Here is a 19,602-nt window from a genome sequence, read left to right as displayed (position 1 = left end):
GTGGAACGCTGGGCGCATGAGCAGCGCCCCCGTGCCCGACGACGCCCGCCCCGCCGAGTCCGGTCGGCTCGTGCTCGCCGGGACGCCCATCGGCAACGTCGAGGACGCGAGCCCGCGGCTGCGGCGGCTGCTCGCGACGGCGGACGTCGTCGCGGCCGAGGACACGCGCCGCCTGCGGGCGCTCGCCGGACGGCTCGACGTCGAGATCACCGGGCGCGTCATGAGCTTCCACGAGCACAACGAGAGCGAGCGCGCGGACGACCTCCTCGACGCCGTCGAGGACGGCGCGACCGTGCTCGTGGTGTCGGACGCCGGGATGCCCGCCGTGTCGGACCCCGGTTTCCGCGTGGTGGCCCGCGCGGTCGAGCGCGGGGTGCCGGTGACGGCCGCCCCCGGACCGAGCGCCGTCCTGACGGCGCTCGCGCTCTCGGGCCTGCCGACGGACCGCTTCTGCTTCGAGGGCTTCCTGCCGCGCAAGGCGGGCGACCGGGCGCGGACGCTGTCCGCGCTGGCCGACGAGCCGCGCACGCTCGTGTTCTTCGAGGCGCCGCACCGCGTCGCGGAGGCGCTCGCGGCGATGGCCGACGCCTTCGGGACCGACCGCCCGGCCGCCGTCGCCCGCGAGCTGACGAAGACCTACGAGGAGGTCCTGCGCGGGACGCTCGGCGGGCTGGCGGCCCGGGCGGCGGGGGAGCACCTGCGCGGGGAGATCTGCGTCGTCGTCGGCGGTGCGCCGCCGCGCGGCCCCGTCCCCGTGGCGGAGCTGGTGCCCGCCGTGCTCGCGCGCGTCGACGGCGGCGAGCGGCTCAAGGACGTCGTCGCGGACCTCGCGGCAGGCAGCGGCGTGCCCAAGCGCGAGCTGTACGCGGCGGCGCTGGAGGCGCGGGGCCGCTGACCCGCCCGCTACTCGGCGATGCCCGCGACGCTGCCCGTGAGCTTCTCGAGCTCCGCGTCGTACACGAGGCACAGGACCTCGCGGTCGCCCTGGCCCCAGCTGCTCTCGGTCGGCGTCATCGGCCAGAAGTCGAGCCGCGACTCCTCGTACGCCGCGCCGACGAACGGCTGGAACTCCTCGAGGCACCCCTCGCCCGCGATCGTCTGGATCTCGTCCGAGCCGGGGAACTCGTCGCCGTCGACGTCGAACGCGGCGTAGACCTCGTTGTCGTGCGGCTCGTCGCACGGGACGGCCTCGACCGACGAGACCTCGGAGGCCGTCAGGTCGCCGTCGTTCGTGCAGTCGCCGACGGTGATGCTGAAGACGTCGGCGTTCGCCTCCGCCTCGACGATCGCTCCCTCGTCGTCCCGGACGGGGTCGGCGCCGGGCAGGAGCCCGCAGCCGGCGAGGCCGAGTCCGGCGATGCCGAGGAGCGCGAGGGGCAGGCGGGCGGTGCGTGCAGCGGAAGGCATGGGTGGCTTTCTCTCGGTGGTGCGTCAGCCCGGCGGGAGCCGGGGCGCCTGAACCGTAGCGCGCCCCGGCCACCCGCCGGACCGGTCGTGACGCGCGTCACCGACTGGCGGCGTCCTCGCTGCTCACGAGGTCGACACCGGCCGCCCGCAGCTCCGTGCGCGCCTGCTCGCCGAGCTCGGGCGTCACCGGGGCGGTGAGGTCGGTCAGCACCCGCGTGGTGAGGCCGAGGGAGTGCGCGTCGAGCGCCGTCGCGCGCACGCAGTGGGACTCCGCGAGACCGACGACGTCCACCTCCGCCACCCCGGCGTCGCGCAGCACGTCCGCGAGCGCGCGCCCCTGGGTGTCGACGCCCTCGAACCCCGAGTAGGCGGCCTCGAACTCGCCCTTCTTCAGGCTCACGTCGGGCGCGAGGTCGGCGAGCGCCGGGTGGAGCTCGGCGTTCGGCGTGCCGGCGATCCCGTGCGGGGGCCAGGTGTCGACGAAGTCGGGGGACGGGCTCCAGTGGTCGCCCGGGTCCACGTGCCAGTCCTGCGTGGTGACGACGACGTCGTACCGGTCGCGGTGGCCGCGCGCGAAGTCCGCGATGCGCTCCGCGACCGCGTTGCCTCCCTCGACCCCCAGCTCGCCGCCCTCGCAGAACGTGGGCTGGACGTCGACGACGATCAGGGCGCGCCGGGTGCGGGCCGTCGTGCTCTCGCTCTCGCTCATGCGTCCCACTCTGCCACCCGCCGGGCGCGGTGGGCGGCCCGGTGCCAGGGTGGGTGGCGGAGGGCGGACGTCACGACGACGGGGAGGACGGCACGATGGAGGAGCGACCGATCGGGTACTGGCTCAAGCTGGTCGACCGGCTCATCGACGAGAGCCTCGACGACGTCTTCCACCACTCGGGCCTGACCCGGCGGCACTGGCAGGTGCTGACGATGATCCGGGACGGCGTGAGCGAGGAGACGGCGGTCGACGGCGTGCTCTCGCCGTTCGCGGGCGCGTCGGCCGGAGGCGGTCCCGGCGCGCACGCGACCGCGGTCAGTGCCGAGGTCGACGACCTGGAGCGGCGCGGGTGGGTGACGCGCACGGACGGGCGGCTCGGGGTCACGGTCGCGGGCAACCACGCGTACCACGACCTGCTGGAGGCGGTGTCGCGGGCGCGCGAGCGCGTGGCCGAGGGCATCCCGGCCGACCAGTTCGACGCGACGCTGTCGACGCTGCGGCAGATGGCGCACAACCTCGGCCACGACGGCTGACCCTGTCAGCGCGACGCGTCACCGGGGCGGCGCGTGGTGCTGACGCGTTCACGCGGTCCCCGTCGTGTCAGCACCACGCGCTGCTCGGGCGCCTCGTGGTGCTGACACGCGGTGCGAGACGTCGCCACGCGCCGTCGGGCACGGGCGTACCCTGCCGGGACGCGCGAGCCGCGCGCACCCCGCGCCCCGGACGCGCCCGAGAGAGCTGGAGCACTGCGATGGAGTTCCGCCGGATCCCCGGTCTGCCGCCCTACGTCTTCACGATCATCGACGGGCTGAAGATCGAGGCACGCCGGGCAGGGCGCGACGTCGTGGACCTCGGCTTCGGCAACCCCGACCTGCCGAGCCCGCAGGTCGCCGTCGACAAGCTCGCCGAGGCGGCGCAGAACTCCCGCAACCACCGCTACTCCGCGTCGCGCGGCATCCCCAAGCTCCGCGAGGCCGTCGCGGGCCACTACCAGCGCCGGTTCGGCGTGAGCCTCGACGCCGAGACCGAGATCATCTCGACCATCGGCGCGAAGGAGGGCTTCAGCCACCTCATGTGGGTGCTGCTGCAGCCGGGCGACGTCGCGCTCGTCCCGACGCCGAGCTACCCCATCCACATCTGGGGCCCCTACTTCGCGGGCGCCGACGCGCGGCAGGTGCCGATCGGCGACGGGACCGACGCCGCCGGGTACATCGAGCGGATCATCGAGGCGTGGGAGCTCGGCTGGCCGAAGCCGCGCGTCGTCGTGCTGTCGTTCCCGCACAACCCGACGACGACGGTCGCGACGAAGGAGGAGCTCCAGCGGCTCGTCGACTGGGCGCGCGACAAGGACGTCGTGCTCGTGCACGACCTCGCCTACGCCGACATGACCTTCGACGGGTTCCGCCCGCCGTCGATCATGGAGTGCGACGGCGCGCGCGAGGTCGCGGTCGAGCTGTACTCGATGACGAAGTCGTTCTCCATGGCGGGCTGGCGCGTCGCGTTCCTCGTGGGGCGCCGGGACGTCGTCGGGGCGCTCGCCAAGCTCAAGAGCTACCTCGACTACGGCACGTTCCAGCCGATCCAGATCGCCGCGACCGTCACCCTCAACGAGGCGACCGAGCACCCGCAGGAGGTCTCGGCCGTCTACGAGTCGCGGCGCGACGCCCTCGTCGACGGCCTGCAGCGCATCGGGTGGGACATCCACCGGCCCGGCGGCACGATGTTCGCCTGGGCCCGCATCCCCGAGGCGTACCGCGACATGGGCTCGATCGAGTTCGCGACGCACCTCGTCGAGGAGTGCGACGTCGCCGTGTCGCCGGGCGTCGGGTTCGGCCCGGGCGGTGACGAGTTCGTGCGCTTCGCCCTCATCGAGAACGAGCAGCGCATCGGGCAGGCGGTCCGCGGCCTCAAGCGAGGCCTGACGAGGCTCTGACCGCGAGATCGACCCGCGCGTCGCGGCATCGACCTCCCGAGGGCCGATCTCGCCGCGTGCGGGTCGACGTCGTGGCCGGTGGCGGGTGCGGGACCGGGGCGCGGCGGTGACCATGGGGGCATGACGGCTCACCGGGGCACGACGGCGCGTGCGCACCGCGCCACGGCCGGCGTCGTGCTCCTCGTGCTCCTCGCCGCGTGCACGGGCGGCGGGGCCGACGAGCCCACGGCGACGCCGTCGGGCACGACCTCGAGCCCGGCGACGCAGGATCCGACGCGGCAGGAGCCGCCCGTGCCCGAGGGCGAGCCGGCGCCGACGCTCGCCGTGCTGCCCGAGGTGGAGCTCGCCGTCGAGGACGTGGCGACCGGCCTCGACGCGCCCTGGGGGCTCGCCCCGCTGCCCGACGGGACGCTGCTCGTGTCCCTCCGGGACGCACGGGAGCTCGTCGTCGTCGACCCCGCGACGGGCGCGGTCGAGGCGGTGAGCGGGCCGGGCGCCGACGACCTGCGCGACGGCACCGTCACGGGCGGCGAGGCAGGTCTGCTCGGGCTCGCGGTCGGCCCGCCCGACGGCGACGCGCCCGGCGAGGTCTTCGTCTACCGCACGGCCCCCGACGGGAACGAGGTGCTGCGCGGCACGCTCGCGGGACGCGAGCTGTCCGCCCTGACGCCCGTCGTCCAGGGGATCCCCGCCGCGAGCACCCACGACGGCGGGCGGATCGCCTTCGGACCGGACGGGTACCTGTACGTCGCGACGGGCGACGCGCAGCAGGAGGGCACGTCCCAGGACCCCGCGTCGCTCGGCGGCAAGATCCTGCGGGTCACGGTCGACGGCGCGCCCGCGCCCGGCAACCCGGACCCGGCGTCGCCGGTGTGGAGCCTCGGGCACCGCAACGTGCAGGGGCTGGCGTGGGACGTGACGGGCCGCATGCTCGCGAGCGAGTTCGGGCAGGACACGTTCGACGAGCTCAACGTGATCGTGCCCGGCGGCAACTACGGGTGGCCCGACGTCGAGGGCACCGGCGGGGCAGGGGCGGGTTTCGTCGACCCCGTGGCCACGTGGGCGACGGACGACGCCTCACCCAGCGGGCTCGCCGTGACGCGGGAGGGCGCCTACCTCGCCGGGCTGCGCGGCCAGGCGCTGCTGCGTGTGCCCTTCGTCACGCCCGACGGCGGGACGTCGGCGGACGCTTTCGGCGCGCCGCAGTCCCTGCTGACCGACCACGGTCGGCTGCGCGCGGTGCTGACCGACCCGTCCACGCCGCCGGGCGAGGACGGGAGCGCGGTCCTGTTCGTGCTGACCAGCAACACCGACGGGCGCGGCGACCCGCGTGACGGAGACGACCGGCTGCTGCGCGTCACCGTCACCCCGGCCGGGTGATCCGCGCCTCGCGACGGGGTGCCGCGGACCGGCGGCTGTGCGGCCCGTGTCCCCGCACGGGACGAGCGACGTCGGCGGCCGCGTTTGGACCTCGATAACGAATCGGTTACGGTCGAGTGTCTCGCGCGGGCGCATCCTGAGTCGGGTGTACCGGATCCGCGGAGGCGAGGCGCCACGTCCGGCCCGGGTTCAGCCCGCGGGGCGGTGGGACGAGCGCCACGGACCGCCGGACCGGCGGGTCGACCAGAGCGCCCCGATCGAGCGGCGCGGCGCGGGAGCGCGGTCGGCACCGGTGCCGGAGACCCCCCGACGACTTGGACCACTGTGCGCAACCTCTTCCGCACGGCCGCACGCCCGGCCGAGAGCACCACCGACGCCACCACCTCCGAGAGCGCGACCCAGAGCACCCACGGCACGCCGGCGCCCAGCCGCGCCACGGCCCGCGCGGTCCGGCGCACGTCCCGCCGCCGTCGCACCGTGATCCTCGCCACCGCGACGGCCGCCGCCGTCGCCGGCACCGGCGCGGTCGCCTACGGCGGGGCGAGCAAGACCGTCACGCTCGACGTCGACGGGACCGTCACCACCGTCACGACCACCGCCGGCTCCGTGCAGGGCGTCCTCGACGCCGCCGGGGTCGAGGTCGACGACCGCGACCTCGTCGCGCCCGAGCCGGACGCCGCCCTGCGCGAGGGCGCGGACGTCGTCGTGCGCCTCGGCAAGCAGGTCACCGTGCAGTCCGACGGCGAGCAGGACGACGTGTGGCTCACCGCGCTCGACGCCGACGAGGCGCTGCGCACCCTCGCGTCGCGCGGCGGCGACGTCCGCCTCGTCGCGTCCCGCTCGGGCGAGCGCGCCTCGCTCGACCTGCAGCTCGACGCGGACGGGCCCGTCAACGTCGTCGCCGACGGCGAGACGACCGTCGCCCCCGACGGCAGCGTGGGCGTCCAGCGCCTCCTCGCCGACCGCGGCATCGAGCTCGGAGAGCTCGACCGCGTGAGCGTGCAGCGCGACGAGGCCGTTGACCCCGCCGTCTCCCTCGTCGTGCAGCGCGTCACCGTCGAGCGCCAGGAGGCCACCGCGCCCGTCCCGCACGAGACCGTCGAGAAGGCCGACGGCAACCGCTACAGCGACGAGCCGGCCGTCGTCGAGCAGCAGGGGGCGGACGGCGTCACCACGACCGTCTCCGAGGTCACCCTCGTCGACGGCGTCGAGGAGTCCCGCGAGGTCGTCTCCGAGGAGGTCACGATCGCGCCCGTCGACCACGTCGTCGTCAAGGGCACCAAGGAGCGCCCGAAGGACCCGCGCGCGCTCGGCCGCCTCATGGCCTCGGAGCGCGGCTGGGGCGGCGACCAGTTCGCGTGCCTCGACAAGCTGTGGACCAAGGAGTCCAACTGGCGCGTGAACGCGGACAACCCGACGTCGAGCGCGTACGGCATCCCGCAGTCCCTGCCCGGCTCGAAGATGGCGAGCAAGGGCGCCGACTGGGCCACCAACCCCGCGACCCAGATCGCCTGGGGCCTCGACTACATCGCCGGCTCCTACGGCACCCCGTGCAGCGCCTGGGCCCACTCGCAGGCCAACAACTGGTACTGAGCCGACCGCTCGTGGTCGGGTCCGTGGGTGTGGTCGGGTCCGCGGTCCTGCACCGAGGGGCGCGCGGGTCTTCCATCCGCCGCTCGTCCCTCGCGGCTCCCGCCAGACCCGCCACGACCCGCGCCCCCCTCGGCTCCGGCCCGCTCGTCCCGCACCTCGCCCTCGCGTCGCCTCGCCGGTGACGCGCCGGGCGGGGTGCGGGACGTCGTCGTTCCGGAGCGACCGCACCAGGTGACCTGACCGTGGAGGGCGGGACGGGGTGGGAGGCGGCGGGCCGTGGCGGGCCTGGCGGGAGCCCGCGAGGCACGAGCGGGCGGATGGTAGGCCCGCCGCCTCCCACCCCGGGACGCCCGGACGCGACGACCGGACGGCGACCACCGGCGCACGGCGAGACGCACGACGGCCCCGAGACGGTGGCCGACTAGGATCGGGCACCATGACCCACATCCTCTCGGCCGTGGCGTGGCCGTACGCGAACGGCCCGCGCCACATCGGTCACGTCGCAGGTTTCGGTGTCCCGTCGGACGTCTTCAGCCGGCACATGCGGATGGCGGGTCATGACGTCCTCATGGTCTCGGGCACGGACGAGCACGGCACGCCGATCCTCGTGCAGGCGGACAAGGAGGGTGTGACCCCGCAGGCGCTGGCGGACCGCTACAACCGGGTGATCGTCGAGGACCTGCACCAGCTGGGCCTCTCCTACGACTTGTTCACGCGGACGACGACGCGCAACCACTACGCCGTGGTGCAGGAGATGTTCCGCACGGTGCACAAGAACGGGTACATGGTCGAGCAGACGACCATGGGCGCGATCTCGCCGTCGACGGGCCGCACGCTGCCGGACCGCTACATCGAGGGGACGTGCCCCATCTGCGGGTACGACGGCGCGCGCGGCGACCAGTGCGACAACTGCGGCAACCAGCTCGACGCGATCGACCTGATCAACCCGAAGAGCCGCATCAACGGCGAGACGCCGAAGTTCGTGGAGTCGAACCACTTCTTCCTGGACCTGCCGGCGTTCGTCGACGCGCTGGGGGACTGGTTGCGCACGCGCACGGCGTGGCGCCCGAACGTGCTGAAGTTCTCGCTGAACCTGCTCGACGACGTGCGCCCGCGTGCCATGACGCGCGACATCGACTGGGGCATCCCGGTGCCGCTGGAGGGCTGGGAGCAGAACTCGAGCAAGCGTCTGTACGTGTGGTTCGACGCGGTGATCGGCTACCTGTCGGCGTCGATCGAGTGGGCGCGGCGCACGGGCGACCCGGAGGCGTGGCGCGCGTACTGGAACGACCCGGACGCCCGCTCGTACTACTTCATGGGCAAGGACAACATCACGTTCCACTCCCAGATCTGGCCGGCCGAGCTGCTGGCCTACGACGGGCGGGGGAACAAGGGCGGGACGCCCGGTCCGTACGGGAACCTGCAGCTGCCGACGGAGGTCGTCTCGAGCGAGTTCCTCAACGTGGAGGGGCAGAAGTTCTCCTCCTCGCGCGGCGTCGTCATCTACGTGCGCGACATGCTCGCGCGCTACCAGCCGGACGCGTTCCGGTACTACGTGGCGTCGGCGGGTCCGGAGACGCAGGACGTCGACTTCACCTGGGCGGACTTCCAGCGCCGTACGAACGACGAGCTGGTTGCGGGCTGGGGCAACCTGGTGAACCGCACGGCGAGCATGGTGCACAAGAACTTCGGCGCGATCCCCGCGCCGACGGAGCGTCAGCCGGTCGACGAGGGCGTGCTCGCGACGACGACGACGGCGTTCGGGCGTGTGGGTGAGCTCATCGCGTCGCACCGCCAGCGCGCCGCGGTCGCGGAGGCGATGAAGACGGTCGGCGAGGTGAACAAGTACGTCTCGGACACCGAGCCCTGGAAGCTCAAGACGGACCCGGACCGGCTCGCGACGGTGCTGCACACCGTCACCCAGGCGGTGAGCGACCTCAACACGATCCTGTCGCCGTTCCTGCCGCACTCGGCGCAGCAGGTGCACGAGGCGTTCGGCGGCACGGGCACGTTCGCGCCGCAGCCGCGTATCGAGGAGGTCACGGACCTCGACGACGACTCCCGGCACTACCCGGTCATCACGGGCGACTATCGCCGCGGCGAGGACGGCACGCTCCCGGGGTGGGAGCCGCGCCCGGTCGTGCCCGGCACGCCTGTGGGCAAGCCGTCGCCGGTGTTCACGAAGCTCGACGACGCGATCGTCGAGGAGGAGCTCGACCGTCTGCGCGAGTCGGCCTGACGGTGGGGAAGCAGCGCGAGCGCGGGTGGCCGCCGGACCCGGATCCGCTGCCCGTCCCCGTCGTCGACAATCACACGCACCTGGACTCCATCCGGCACGTCCTTCCCGAGGGCGACGCGGTCCCGACGGTGGCCGAGCACCTCGCGCGCGCGGCCGCCGTCGGCGTGGACCGGGTGGTGCAGGTGGGCTGCGACCTGCCCGCGGTGCGCTGGACGGACGCGCTGCTGCGCGGCTCCGACGACGTGACCGGGGCCCTGCTCGGTGCCGTCGCGATCCACCCGAACGAGGCCGTGCTGCACGGCGGCGTGCGGGAGGTCGGGCCGGACGGGCTCGAGCCGGACCCGCAGCCGCACCACGCCGTCCCGCTGGACGACGCGATCGCGGAGGTCGCCGCGGTCGCGCGCGGCAACGACCGTGTGCGCGCCGTCGGGGAGACGGGCATGGACCTGTTCCGCACCGGCCCGGAGGGCGCGCGCGTGCAGCGTGAGTCGTTCCGGGCGCACGTCGCTCTGGCGAAGGAGCTCGGGCTCGCGCTGCAGATCCACGACCGTGACGCGCACGCCGAGGTGCTCGACGTGCTCGCGCGCGACGGCGCCCCCGAGCGCACGGTGTTCCACTGCTACTCCGGCGACGCGGAGATGGCGCGGTTCTGCGCCGCGCAGGGCTGGTTCCTGTCGTTCGCCGGCCCGGTGACGTTCCGGGCGAACGGCGAGCTGCGCGCCGCGCTGCGGGAGGTGCCGCTCGGGCAGGTGCTCGTCGAGACGGACGCGCCCTACCTCACGCCGCACCCGTACCGGGGCCGCCCGAACGCGCCGTACGTCCTGCCGCACACGGTCCGCACGGTCGCCGAGGTGACCGGCACGCCGCTCGACGTCGTCTGCGAGCGGGTCGCGGCGACCTCCGTCGAGGTCTACGGCGCGTGGTGAACCCGGGGAGCGGTCCGGTGCGGTGCTTTCGTCCGGGTTCGCCGTTCCGCTACGGTCAGGTCCGTGCGCCGCAGGCCGGCGCCGACCTCGACGTCGTGCCCGGTGCTCTCCGGGCGCCGATCCGCCCGCCCAGGAGGGACGACACGCGTGCTCGCACCTGACGGGACCGTGCGCCGGCGCGCGCTGCGCCTCGTGGCCCAGGGGACCGTCGTCGTCGGGCTCGTGGGCGTCACGGGCGCCTTCGCGACGCTGCACAAGAGCGTGACGCTCGACGTCGACGGCGAGCTGCACGACGTCTCCGCGTACGGCCGCACGGTGGCGGAGGTCCTCGACTACCAGGGTGTCGACGTCGCCCGGGAGGACCTGGTCGAGCCCGGCCTGACCGCGGCGGCGCGCAACGGCAGCACGATCCTCGTGCGCACGAGCCGCGACCTCGTCGTCGAGATCGACGGCCAGGAGCAAACCGTGGCGACGACGGCACGCACCGTGGGCGAGCTGCTCGCCTCCCTCGGCCCGCGCGCCGAGGGCGCCGTGACCAACGTGTCGCGCTCGGCCGCGCTGGGCCGCGAGCCAGTGCGCGTGTCCACGCTGAAGACGGTGCACGTCGCCGTGGACGGCGCGCTCCTGCCCATCACGACGGCGGAGTCCACGGTGCGGGGCGTGCTCCAGGTCGCGGGCATCGTGCTGGGGGAGGAGGACGACACGTCCGTGCCGCTCGACGCCGCGGCGGTCGACGGCATGCTGGTGCTCGTGAGCCGGGCGGCGTCGTCGTCGGCCACGGTCACCGAGGTGCTGCCGTTCGCGACCCAGGAGGTCGAGGACCCGAACCTGCCGCAGGGGCACCGCGTCGTCACCCAGACGGGACGCGTGGGGGAGGCGGTCACGACGTACGCGGTGCAGACCCTCGGTGGCGCGGAGGTCTCGCGCACGGTCCTGACCCGCACGGTCACGGCCGAGCCCCGCGACGAGATCATCACCGTCGGCACGATGGACGTGTCGGTCTCGGTGGACCCCGGCTCGGCGCGCGCGGTCGGCCGCTCCCTCGCCGCCCAGCGCGGCTGGGGCGACGACCAGTTCACCTGCCTGGACAAGCTGTGGACCAAGGAGAGCAACTGGCGCGTCGACGCCGACAACCCGTCGTCCAGCGCCTACGGGATCCCGCAGGCCCTGCCCGGCTCGAAGATGGCGAGCGCCGGTGCCGACTGGCGCACCAACCCCGCGACGCAGATCACGTGGGGCCTCGGGTACATCGAGGGCCGCTACGGCACGCCGTGCGCGGCGTGGTCGCACTCGGTGGAGAAGGGCTTCTACTGAGCCCTGGCGCTCAGCACGTCGAGATAGTGCGGATTCTCCATGATCCCGAGGACGTTGCCGAACGGGTCGACGACCGCCGCGGTGACGAACCCCTCGCCGTTCCCGCGCTCCACGACGCCCTCGTACTCGGTCGCGCCGAGCTCGAGCAGCCGGGCGAAGGCGGCCCGGACGTCGTCGACGTGCCAGTTCACGATCGCCCCGCCCGGGGCGTCCGGCTGCGGGTGCGGTGAGTACGCCCGGGAGATGATCCCGAGCTCGTCCTCGCGGTCGCCGACGCGGAACTCCACGTAGCCGCCGGGGATCACGTAGTAGGGCTCGATGCCGAGCACGCGCGCGTACCAGGCGGAGGCGGCCTCCAGGTCGTCGGCCCACAGGTTCAGCGTCGCCATCCCTCGCAGCATGGTCGTCCCTCTCGTCCGTCGTCGGCCGGCGGAGCGGTGCCCCGGCGGCGGCGGCCCTGGCGGGCCGTCTCGCTCGACGCTACGAGGAGTCGCGGAACGTGCGGTTCCGCATGACCGGTCGGCGGGTGAAGACTGGGGAGCGTGCTCGACACCTCGGTCCGCCTGCTGCGGCTCCTCGCCCTGCTGCCGGCGCGCGCGTCGTGGTCCGGGCCGGAGCTCGCGGACAGGCTCGGCGTGACGACGCGGACGGTGCGCAACGACGTCGAGCGACTGCGGCTCCTGGGCTACCAGGTGCTGTCGGCGCCCGGCGTGGCCGGTGGGTACCGGCTGGGCGCCGGGTCGGCGCTCCCGCCGCTGCTGCTCGACGACGACGAGGCGACGGCCGTCGCCCTGTCGTTGCGCGCGGCGACCGGCGGGACCGTCGCCGGGGCCGAGGAGGCGGCGCTGCGCGCGCTCACCAAGCTCGACGCCGTGCTGCCCGCCCGGCTGCGCACCCGTGCGGACGCGCTGCGGACGGCGGTCGTCAGCGTCCCGGCGGGAGGCCCGACCGTGGACCCGCAGGTGCTCGCGGACGTGGCGACGGCCGTGCGCGACCTGACCGGGCTCCGGCTCGAGTACCGCACCCACGACGGCCGCACGGACGTGCGTGCCGTGGAGCCGCACCGCCTCGTCCACGTCGGACGGCGGTGGTACCTCCTCGGGTTCGACACCGGGCGGGACGACTGGCGCACGTTCCGGGTGGACCGGCTGCGGCTGCGGACGCCCGGCGGGCCGCGGTTCGTCCCCCGCGAGGTCCCCGGCGGCGACGCGGTCGCCCACGTCCTGCGCGGCGTCGGCTCCGTGGTGTGGGAGCACCCCGCACGGGTGCGCCTGCACGCTCCTGCGGCCGCGATGGCTGCCCGCCTCACGCCCGCGGCCGGGGTGCTGACGGACGACGGCCCCGACGCCTGCGTCCTGGAGACGGGAGGGTCATCGCTCGCGAACCTCGCGGGGTTCCTGCTCAGCCTGGAGGTGGAGCTCACCGTGCTCGACCCGCCCGCGCTGCGCGAGACCTTTGCGCGCGCGGGGGAGCGCGCGGCGCGGGCGTCAGGCGCTGTGCGCGCTGGTGAAGAGGCGGTGGAGACCGCCACGACATTCCCGTCGAAAAAGGGACAGAGCCTCCCATCCTAGCGCCGCCACAGTTGGCCTTCGATAACGGATCGGTTACGGTCGAACGTCGCTGGTGCGAGACCGGTCCGCCGCGAGCCCTCTCGAGGGGTCGCGGACGAGGCCGGAGCAGCACGGGCGACGCGCCACCGTCGGGCCCTGGGGAAGGGGTGTCGAGGAGGCGCCTGGCAGCCGGACCGGCCGCTCGGTACCCGTGACCCGCACCTCGGTGCGTGCCACGGGGAGGTGCACCTGCGCCGTCGAGCCCCGTACCCGGGAACCACGACGACTGGACCCGAGTGAAGAACCCCTTCCACCGGACCGCGCACGCGGCCGGCGCGCCGCAGGGCGCCGACACGACCCCGGACCTCGACCACACCGACACCGCCGCGGCGGGCTCCACGAGCCCCGCGGCCACCACGACCGCGCACCGTCGCCGCCGCTGGCCCCTCGTGGCCGGCTCGACCGCCGTCGTGCTCCTCGCCACCGGCGCCGTCGCGTACGGCAACGCGCGCAAGACCGTCGAGCTCGACGTCGACGGCCAGATCACCACCGTCACGACGTTCGCCGGCTCCGTCGAGGGCCTGCTCGAGGAGCAGGGCGTCGCGGTCGGCGACCGCGACCAGGTCGTCCCCGACGCGGACGCCGCGCTCCGCGGGGGCAGCGACGTCGTCGTGCGCTACGGGCGCGAGGTGCCCGTGCAGGTCGACGGCTCGCAGACCTCCGTCTGGCTGACCGCGCTCGACGCGGACGAGGCCCTGACGACCCTCGCCTCGCGCGGCAGCGACGTCCGCCTCGTGGCGTCGCGCTCGGGCGAGCGCGCCTCGCTGCCGATCCGCCTGGACGTGGACGGCCCCGTGAGCGTCGTCGCCGACGGCGAGACCCAGGTCGCGCCCGACGGCAGCGTCGGCATCGACGCGATCCTCGAGCAGCAGGGCGTCGAGCTCGGCGAGCTGGACCGCGTCCACGTCGCCAAGGCCGACGAGACGGCCGCGACCGACGAGACCGCCGCGACCGACGAGAAGACCGCCTCGGACGAGGCGGGGACCGACGCGCCGGACGTCTCGCTCGTCGTGCAGCGCGTCAAGGTCGAGGAGGTGCCGACCACCGCGCCGGTGCCGTTCGAGACCGTCACGGAGGAGGACCCGAACCGCTTCGAGGACCTCGACCAAGTCGTCAAGCAGGAGGGCGTCGAGGGCGTCCACACGACCGTGCACCGCGTCACGACGGTCGACGGCGTGGAGGAGTCCCGCGAGCTCGTCTCCGACGGCGTCACCACGCCGCCGGTGTCGAAGATCCTCGTCCAGGGCACGAAGGAGCGGCCGGAGCCCGAGCCCGAGCCGGAGCCCGCGGCGCAGCCGAGCTCGTCCGGGTCGTCGGGCTCGTCGAGCGCCTCGTCCGCTCCCGCTCCCGCGCCCGCGGACCTCGGGTCGGCGCCCGCCGGCGTGTGGGCCCAGCTCGCGCAGTGCGAGTCCGGCGGCAACCCGGCGACGAACACGGGCAACGGGTACTACGGCCTCTACCAGTTCTCGCTGCCGACGTGGCGGGCGATGGGCGGCTCCGGCCTCCCGTCCGAGGCCTCCGCGGCCGAGCAGACGCAGCGCGCGCAGGCGCTCCAGGCCCAGTCGGGCTGGGGCCAGTGGCCCGCCTGCGCCCGCAAGCTCGGGCTCCTCTGAGCCCCGTCCGGGCGAGTCGGTAGGCTCTGCCCCCATGAACGACACCCGAGGCGCCCTGCTGGGTCCGGCCGAGATCCGCGACCTGGCAGGGCGCCTCGGCGTCCGCCCGACGAAGACCCTCGGGCAGAACTTCGTGCACGACGGCGGCACGGTCCGCAAGATCGTGCGCACCGCCGACGTGCAGCCCGGCGAGCGCGTGGTCGAGATCGGCCCCGGCCTCGGCTCGTTGACGCTGGGGCTGCTCGAGGCCGGCGCGAGCGTCGTCGCGGTCGAGATCGACCCCGTCCTCGCGGGCCGCCTCCCGACGACGGTCGCCGACCACGTCGCCGACCTCGGCGACCGGCTCGTCGTCGTGGGTGCCGACGCGCTCGACGTGACGTCGCTGCCCGGCGAGCCGCCCACCGCCCTCGTGGCGAACCTGCCGTACAACGTCGCGGTCCCCGTCCTGCTGACGTTCCTCGAGCGCTTCGACTCGTTGCAGCGCGTGCTCGTCATGGTCCAGGCCGAGGTGGCGGACCGCCTCGCCGCGCAGCCCGGCAACCGCACCTACGGGGTGCCGTCCGTCAAGGCCGCGTGGTACGCCTCCGCGCGCCGCGCCGGCACCGTCGGCCGCGCCGTCTTCTGGCCCGTGCCCAACGTGGACTCGGCGCTCGTCGCGCTCGAGCGGCGGGAACCGCCGGAGACGACCGCGACCCGCGAGCAGGTGTTCGCCGTCGTCGACGCCGCGTTCGCGCAGCGCCGCAAGATGCTCCGCTCGGCGCTCGCGGGCGTCGCCGGGTCGGCGGCGGCGGCCGCCGCGGCGCTCCAGGCGGCCGGCGTGGACCCGCAGGCGCGTGGCGAGACCCTCGACGTCGCGGCCTTCGCGCGCGTCGCCGAGCAGCTGTCGGCGTCCCGGGACGTCTCTGCGCGCGCCGACGGGGAGCGACCTGGCACAGTGGACGCGTGAGCTCCCACCTCGCCGCCGCGCCGGAGCCGTTCGTGCGGGTGCGCGCGCCGGGCAAGGTCAACCTCTCGCTGCGCGTCGGGCCGCTGCAGGACGACGGCTACCACCCGCTCGTGACGATCTTCCAGGCGGTCGGGCTGAGCGAGGAGGTCATCGCGCACCAGGTCCCGCCGGGCTCGGGCCTCTCGCTCTCGGTCGAGGGGCTGCAGGCCGACGTCGTGCCGACCGACGGGACGAACCTGGCGTGGCGTGCGGCCGAGGCGCTCGCGCAGCACGTGGGCCTCGACCCGGACGTGCGGCTGCAGGTCATCAAGGGCGTGCCCGTCGCGGGCGGCATGGCCGGCGGGTCCGCGGACGCCGCGGCCGCCCTCGTCGCGTGCGACACGCTCTGGGAGACGGGCCTGGCGCGGGCCGAGCTCGCCCGCATCGCGTCCGGGCTGGGCGCCGACGTCGCGTTCGGGCTCGTCGGGCACACCGCCGTCGGCACCGGGCGCGGGGACGTGCTCACGGCCGCGATGACGCGCGGGGAGTTCCACTGGGTGTTCGCCGTCCAGGCGCAGGGGCTGTCGACGCCGGAGGTGTACCGCACGTTCGACGAGACGGTCGGCGGCACGCGGCCCGGGCTGGGTGACGACACCGCGCTCATGCAGGCACTGCGGGCCGGCGACGCCGTGGGGCTGGGACGCGCCCTGCACAACGACCTCGAGGGACCCGCGCTCGCGCTGCGCCCCGAGCTCGAGCGCACCCTCGCGGTCGCGCGCGAGGCGGACGCGCTCGGCGCGATCGTCTCCGGCTCCGGTCCGACCGTCGCCGCCCTCGCGCGCAGCCGTCAGCACGCCCTCGCCATCGCGGCCGCGTGGACCGCGGCCGACGCGTGCGACAGCGTGTGGTGCACGACGGCGCCCGCACCCGGGGCGCGCGTCGTCGCGCACTGAGGCGCGTCGTCAGCCGCCGACGTGCTCGCGCAGCCACGCGCGCTGACGGGGGAAGCGGTACGCCTGGCCGCCCTCGTGGTCGTTGAAGCGGTACACGTCGATCTGCCGGTCGACGCGCGCGCCACCCCCGTCCGCGGCCGCGCCCCAGCCGTTGTACGCCGTGTACACGGTCGACGGCGGGCACGTGGCGTCCATGAGCGCGACGGAGAACAGCGTGGGCACCGTGGCGCGCCGGGCCAGGAGCGCGACGTCGACGTACGACAGCGTGCGGAACACCGTCTCCTCCGCGCCACGGTGCACGGCGAGGTACCGCCGGACCTCGGCGTACGGATCGCGGTCGGTGATCTCGACGGCGCGCCGGAGGTGGGCGAGGAACGGCACGTCCGGCATCGCGGCGACGACCCCGCCGGCGAGGGCCGCGACCGCGATCGTGATGCCGCCGCCCTGGCTGATGCCGGTGACGGCGACGCGCGCCGGGTCGATCCCGGGCAGCGAGCGGACGGCGTCGACGGCGCGCACGCCGTCGGTGAAGACGCGACGGTAGTAGTGGTCGTGGGGGTCCTCGACACCGCGCGTGAGGAACCCCGGGGCGGCCGGTCCGGACCCGACGGGGTCGGGCGTGCCGCCCCCGCTGCCCCACCCGCTGCCCTGTCCGCGCGTGTCGACGACGAGGTGCGCGAAGCCGGCGCTCGCCCAGGCGAGGTGCTCGTGCGGAAGGCCGCGCCCGCCGCCGTAGCCGAGGAACTCGACGACGGTTGGCAGGGGCGCGGCGTCGCCACCGGCCGTCGCGCGCGCCGCGGCCGCGGGTCGCACGAGCCACGCCCGGACGGGCTGCCCGTCGAAGCCCGGGAACGTCACGTCGTCGACGGTCACGAGGTCGAGGCCGGTCTCGACGCGCTCGAGGCGGACCGTCTCGACGAGGTCACCGCCCGCCTCGCGCGACGCGGTGAGCGTCGTCGCCCAGAACGCGTCGAGGTCGTCGGGCTCCGGGAGGGTCGGGGAGTACGTCTCGAGCTCGGCGAGCGGCAGGTCGAAGAGCGGCACGGCAGGACCCTACCGCCGCGTTTACCGCTCGCGGCCGCCGACGCCTAGGCTCGACGGCGTGGCTCATCTCCTCGGCGCGGACGGCATCTCGCTGACCGTCGGCACCCGCACCCTGCTCGACGACGTGTCCCTCGGCCTCGACGACGGCGACCGCGTCGGGATCGTCGGCCCCAACGGCGCTGGGAAGTCGACGCTCCTGCGGCTCCTCGCCGGCACGCAGTCGCCCGACGCCGGACGGGTCACGCGCGTCGGCGGCCTGCGCCCCGGGCTGCTCGACCAGCGCGACGACGCCGGCACGGGCGCCACCATCCGCGACCTCGTGCACGGCGACGCCGCGACGCACGCGTGGGCGTCCGACGCCGGGGTGCGCGCCGTCCACGACGGACTGCTCGCCGACCTCGACCTGGACGCACCGGCGAGCACGCTGTCCGGCGGGCAGCGGCGGCGCGTGGCGCTCGCGGCCCTCCTCGTCGCCGACCACGACGTGCTGTTCCTCGACGAGCCGACGAACCACCTCGACGTCGAGGGCGTCGCGTGGCTCGCGGAGCACCTGCAGGGCCGGTTCGCCCGGCCGGGCGCGCGCGGGGCGCTCGTCGTCGTGACGCACGACCGGTGGTTCCTCGACGCCGTGTGCTCGCGCACGTGGGAGGTGCGCGGCGACGGCTCCGGCCAGGTCGAGGGGTACGAGGGCGGGTACGCCGCGTACGTGCTCGCGCGCGCCGAGCGGGCGCGGACCGCCGCCGTCACCGCGGAGAAGCGCGAGAACCTGCTGCGCAAGGAGCTCGCGTGGCTGCGCCGCGGCGCCCCCGCCCGCACTAGCAAGCCGAAGTTCCGGCTCGACGCCGCGGCGGCGCTCATCGCGGACGTCCCGCCGCCGCGCGACTCGCTCGAGCTGACCCGCACCGCGACGAAGCGGCTCGGCAAGGACGTGCTCGACCTCGAGGACGTCACGGTCGCGGTCCCCGCCGTCGTGTCAGCACCAGGCGATGCCCGGGCCGTCGGTGGCGCTGACACGCGGCGCGTTCTGCTCGACGACGTCACGTGGCGCCTGGGACCCGGGGACCGGTACGGCGTCGTCGGCGTCAACGGCTCGGGCAAGACGACGCTGCTCGCCCTGCTCGCCGGACGGCGCGAGCCGGACGCCGGCCGGGTCAAGCGCGGCAAGACGGTGCACGTCGCGGAGCTTTCGCAGGACGTCGGGGAGCTCGACGACATCGCGGACCGACGCGTCGTGCAGGTGGTCGAGGACGAGAAGCGCTCGGTCGTCGTCGACGGCAAGGAGCTCACCGCCTCGCAGCTCGTGGAACGGCTCGGGTTCACGCGCGAGCGCTCGCAGACGCTCGTGCGCGACCTGTCGGGCGGTGAGCGCCGCCGCCTGCAGCTCCTGCGCCTGCTCGTCGCCGAGCCGAACGTGCTCCTGCTCGACGAGCCCACGAACGACCTCGACACCGACACCCTGGCGGCGCTCGAGGACCTGCTCGACGGCTGGCCGGGCACCCTCGTCGTCGTCTCGCACGACCGCTACCTGCTCGAGCGCGTCGCCGACCGCCAGGTCGCGCTGCTCGGGGACGGGCGGATCCGTGACCTGCCGGGCGGCGTCGAGCAGTACCTGGAGCTGCGGCGCGCCGCGATCGCGGCCGCCTCGACCACCGGGCCCGCCGCCGCGGCGAGCCCGTCCACGGGCGCCGGGACCGACGACGCCGCGGCCCCCGGGGCGGGCGGCTCCGTGCCCAGCGCGGCCGACGTCCGCGCGGCGAAGAAGGAGATCAACCGCATCGAGCGTCGGCTCACCAAGATCGCGGACGCCGAGGCGCGGCTGCACGAGAAGATCGCGGCGCAGGCGACCGACTTCGCCGCCGTCGCGGAGCTCGACGCGGAGCTGCGAACCCTCGCGGCGGAGAAGGACGAGCTCGAGGCCGCCTGGCTGGAGGCTGCCGAGATCGCCGGTTAGTCCCT

Annotated in this window: 17 protein-coding genes and 1 pseudogene; 14 read left to right on the top strand and 4 right to left on the bottom strand. The window is 74.9% G+C overall.

The features are described 5' to 3' along the window. The first annotated feature begins 16 nt into the window (after positions 1–16). Positions 17–895: a 16S rRNA (cytidine(1402)-2'-O)-methyltransferase gene (rsmI, locus tag ACFTZA_RS11460; RefSeq protein WP_378194453.1), complete on the top strand. Its 879-nt coding sequence runs from the start codon at positions 17–19 to the stop codon at positions 893–895. Positions 896–903: 8 nt separating this feature from the next. On the opposite strand, the gene ACFTZA_RS11455 is transcribed toward rsmI, so the two are convergent. Together ACFTZA_RS11455 and ACFTZA_RS11450 are read right to left on the bottom strand one after the other, a co-directional pair. Next, entirely contained in the window at positions 904–1,407 is a 504-nt protein-coding gene (locus ACFTZA_RS11455) for a septum formation family protein (protein ID WP_378194450.1), read from the bottom strand. A 97-nt stretch (positions 1,408–1,504) separates the two neighbouring features. Continuing rightward, positions 1,505–2,116 carry an isochorismatase family protein gene (locus ACFTZA_RS11450; protein ID WP_378194447.1) on the bottom strand — a complete coding sequence of 204 codons (612 nt, stop codon included), beginning with the start codon at positions 2,114–2,116 and terminating at the stop codon, positions 1,505–1,507. A 95-nt stretch (positions 2,117–2,211) separates the two neighbouring features. Here ACFTZA_RS11450 and ACFTZA_RS11445 point away from each other — a divergent pair, with 95 nt between their 5' ends. From ACFTZA_RS11445 to ACFTZA_RS11415, 7 genes are all read left to right on the top strand, one after another. Next, positions 2,212–2,649: a MarR family winged helix-turn-helix transcriptional regulator gene (locus ACFTZA_RS11445; RefSeq protein ID WP_378194444.1), complete on the top strand. Its 438-nt coding sequence runs from the start codon at positions 2,212–2,214 to the stop codon at positions 2,647–2,649. 218 nt (positions 2,650–2,867) lie between these two features. Next, the gene (locus tag ACFTZA_RS11440; RefSeq protein WP_378194441.1) at positions 2,868–4,049 is read left to right on the top strand and encodes an aminotransferase class I/II-fold pyridoxal phosphate-dependent enzyme; all 1,182 of its coding nucleotides are present in this window, start codon (positions 2,868–2,870) and stop codon (positions 4,047–4,049) included. A 120-nt stretch (positions 4,050–4,169) separates the two neighbouring features. After that, the gene (locus tag ACFTZA_RS11435; RefSeq protein ID WP_378194438.1) at positions 4,170–5,429 is read left to right on the top strand and encodes a PQQ-dependent sugar dehydrogenase; all 1,260 of its coding nucleotides are present in this window, start codon (positions 4,170–4,172) and stop codon (positions 5,427–5,429) included. 324 nt (positions 5,430–5,753) lie between these two features. Next, positions 5,754–7,022, top strand: a complete 1,269-nt coding sequence (locus ACFTZA_RS11430; protein ID WP_378194435.1) for a ubiquitin-like domain-containing protein — start codon at positions 5,754–5,756, stop codon at positions 7,020–7,022. Between the two features lie 436 nt (positions 7,023–7,458). Then, a complete protein-coding gene (gene metG, locus ACFTZA_RS11425) occupies positions 7,459–9,261 on the top strand; it encodes a methionine--tRNA ligase (RefSeq protein ID WP_378194432.1) in 1,803 nt (600 codons plus the stop codon). A 2-nt stretch (positions 9,262–9,263) separates the two neighbouring features. Continuing rightward, complete coding sequence (locus ACFTZA_RS11420; protein WP_378194429.1) at positions 9,264–10,187, top strand: TatD family hydrolase; 924 nt, start codon at positions 9,264–9,266, stop codon at positions 10,185–10,187. A 147-nt stretch (positions 10,188–10,334) separates the two neighbouring features. Further along, positions 10,335–11,501, top strand: a complete 1,167-nt coding sequence (locus ACFTZA_RS11415) for a ubiquitin-like domain-containing protein (RefSeq protein ID WP_378194426.1) — start codon at positions 10,335–10,337, stop codon at positions 11,499–11,501. Here ACFTZA_RS11415 and ACFTZA_RS11410 read toward each other — a convergent pair. After that, positions 11,495–11,890, bottom strand: coding sequence for a VOC family protein (locus ACFTZA_RS11410; protein WP_378194423.1), 396 nt, complete (start codon positions 11,888–11,890; stop codon positions 11,495–11,497). The two genes, ACFTZA_RS11415 and ACFTZA_RS11410, sit on opposite strands and share 7 nt — an antisense overlap. Before the next feature lie 153 nt (positions 11,891–12,043). On the opposite strand from ACFTZA_RS11410, the gene ACFTZA_RS11405 reads away from it, so the two are divergent. From ACFTZA_RS11405 to ACFTZA_RS11390, 4 genes are all read left to right on the top strand, one after another. Then, positions 12,044–13,072: a helix-turn-helix transcriptional regulator gene (locus ACFTZA_RS11405; RefSeq protein ID WP_378194420.1), complete on the top strand. Its 1,029-nt coding sequence runs from the start codon at positions 12,044–12,046 to the stop codon at positions 13,070–13,072. Between the two features lie 275 nt (positions 13,073–13,347). Beyond that, positions 13,348–14,724: a transglycosylase family protein gene (locus ACFTZA_RS11400; RefSeq protein ID WP_378194417.1), complete on the top strand. Its 1,377-nt coding sequence runs from the start codon at positions 13,348–13,350 to the stop codon at positions 14,722–14,724. Positions 14,725–14,758: 34 nt separating this feature from the next. Continuing rightward, positions 14,759–15,670 carry a 16S rRNA (adenine(1518)-N(6)/adenine(1519)-N(6))-dimethyltransferase RsmA gene (gene rsmA, locus ACFTZA_RS11395; protein WP_378194414.1) on the top strand — a complete coding sequence of 304 codons (912 nt, stop codon included), beginning with the start codon at positions 14,759–14,761 and terminating at the stop codon, positions 15,668–15,670. Continuing rightward, entirely contained in the window at positions 15,667–16,602 is a 936-nt protein-coding gene (locus ACFTZA_RS11390) for a 4-(cytidine 5'-diphospho)-2-C-methyl-D-erythritol kinase (protein ID WP_378194411.1), read from the top strand. Before rsmA ends, ACFTZA_RS11390 begins: the two co-directional genes overlap by 4 nt. 9 nt (positions 16,603–16,611) lie before the next feature. Here the strand turns inward: ACFTZA_RS11390 and ACFTZA_RS11385 are convergent, their stop codons facing one another. Then, positions 16,612–17,646, bottom strand: a complete 1,035-nt coding sequence (locus ACFTZA_RS11385; protein WP_378194408.1) for an acetylxylan esterase — start codon at positions 17,644–17,646, stop codon at positions 16,612–16,614. On the opposite strand from ACFTZA_RS11385, the pseudogene ACFTZA_RS11380 reads away from it, so the two are divergent. Both ACFTZA_RS11380 and ACFTZA_RS11375 read left to right on the top strand, forming a co-directional pair. After that, a pseudogene (locus ACFTZA_RS11380) lies at positions 17,549–18,173 on the top strand (ATP-binding cassette domain-containing protein); the annotation flags it as partial. The gene ACFTZA_RS11385 and the pseudogene ACFTZA_RS11380 overlap by 98 nt on opposite strands. A gap of 71 nt (positions 18,174–18,244) precedes the next feature. After that, entirely contained in the window at positions 18,245–19,597 is a 1,353-nt protein-coding gene (locus ACFTZA_RS11375) for an ATP-binding cassette domain-containing protein (RefSeq protein ID WP_378194694.1), read from the top strand. Positions 19,598–19,602 lie beyond the last annotated feature (5 nt).

Origin of the sequence: Cellulosimicrobium sp. NPDC057127, assembly GCF_042670945.1 — a bacterium.
Taxonomy (GTDB): Bacteria; Actinomycetota; Actinomycetes; order Actinomycetales; family Cellulomonadaceae; genus Cellulosimicrobium.
The sequence above is the reverse complement of the archived record's forward strand: the minus strand, read 5'-3'. Positions and strand labels throughout refer to the sequence as shown.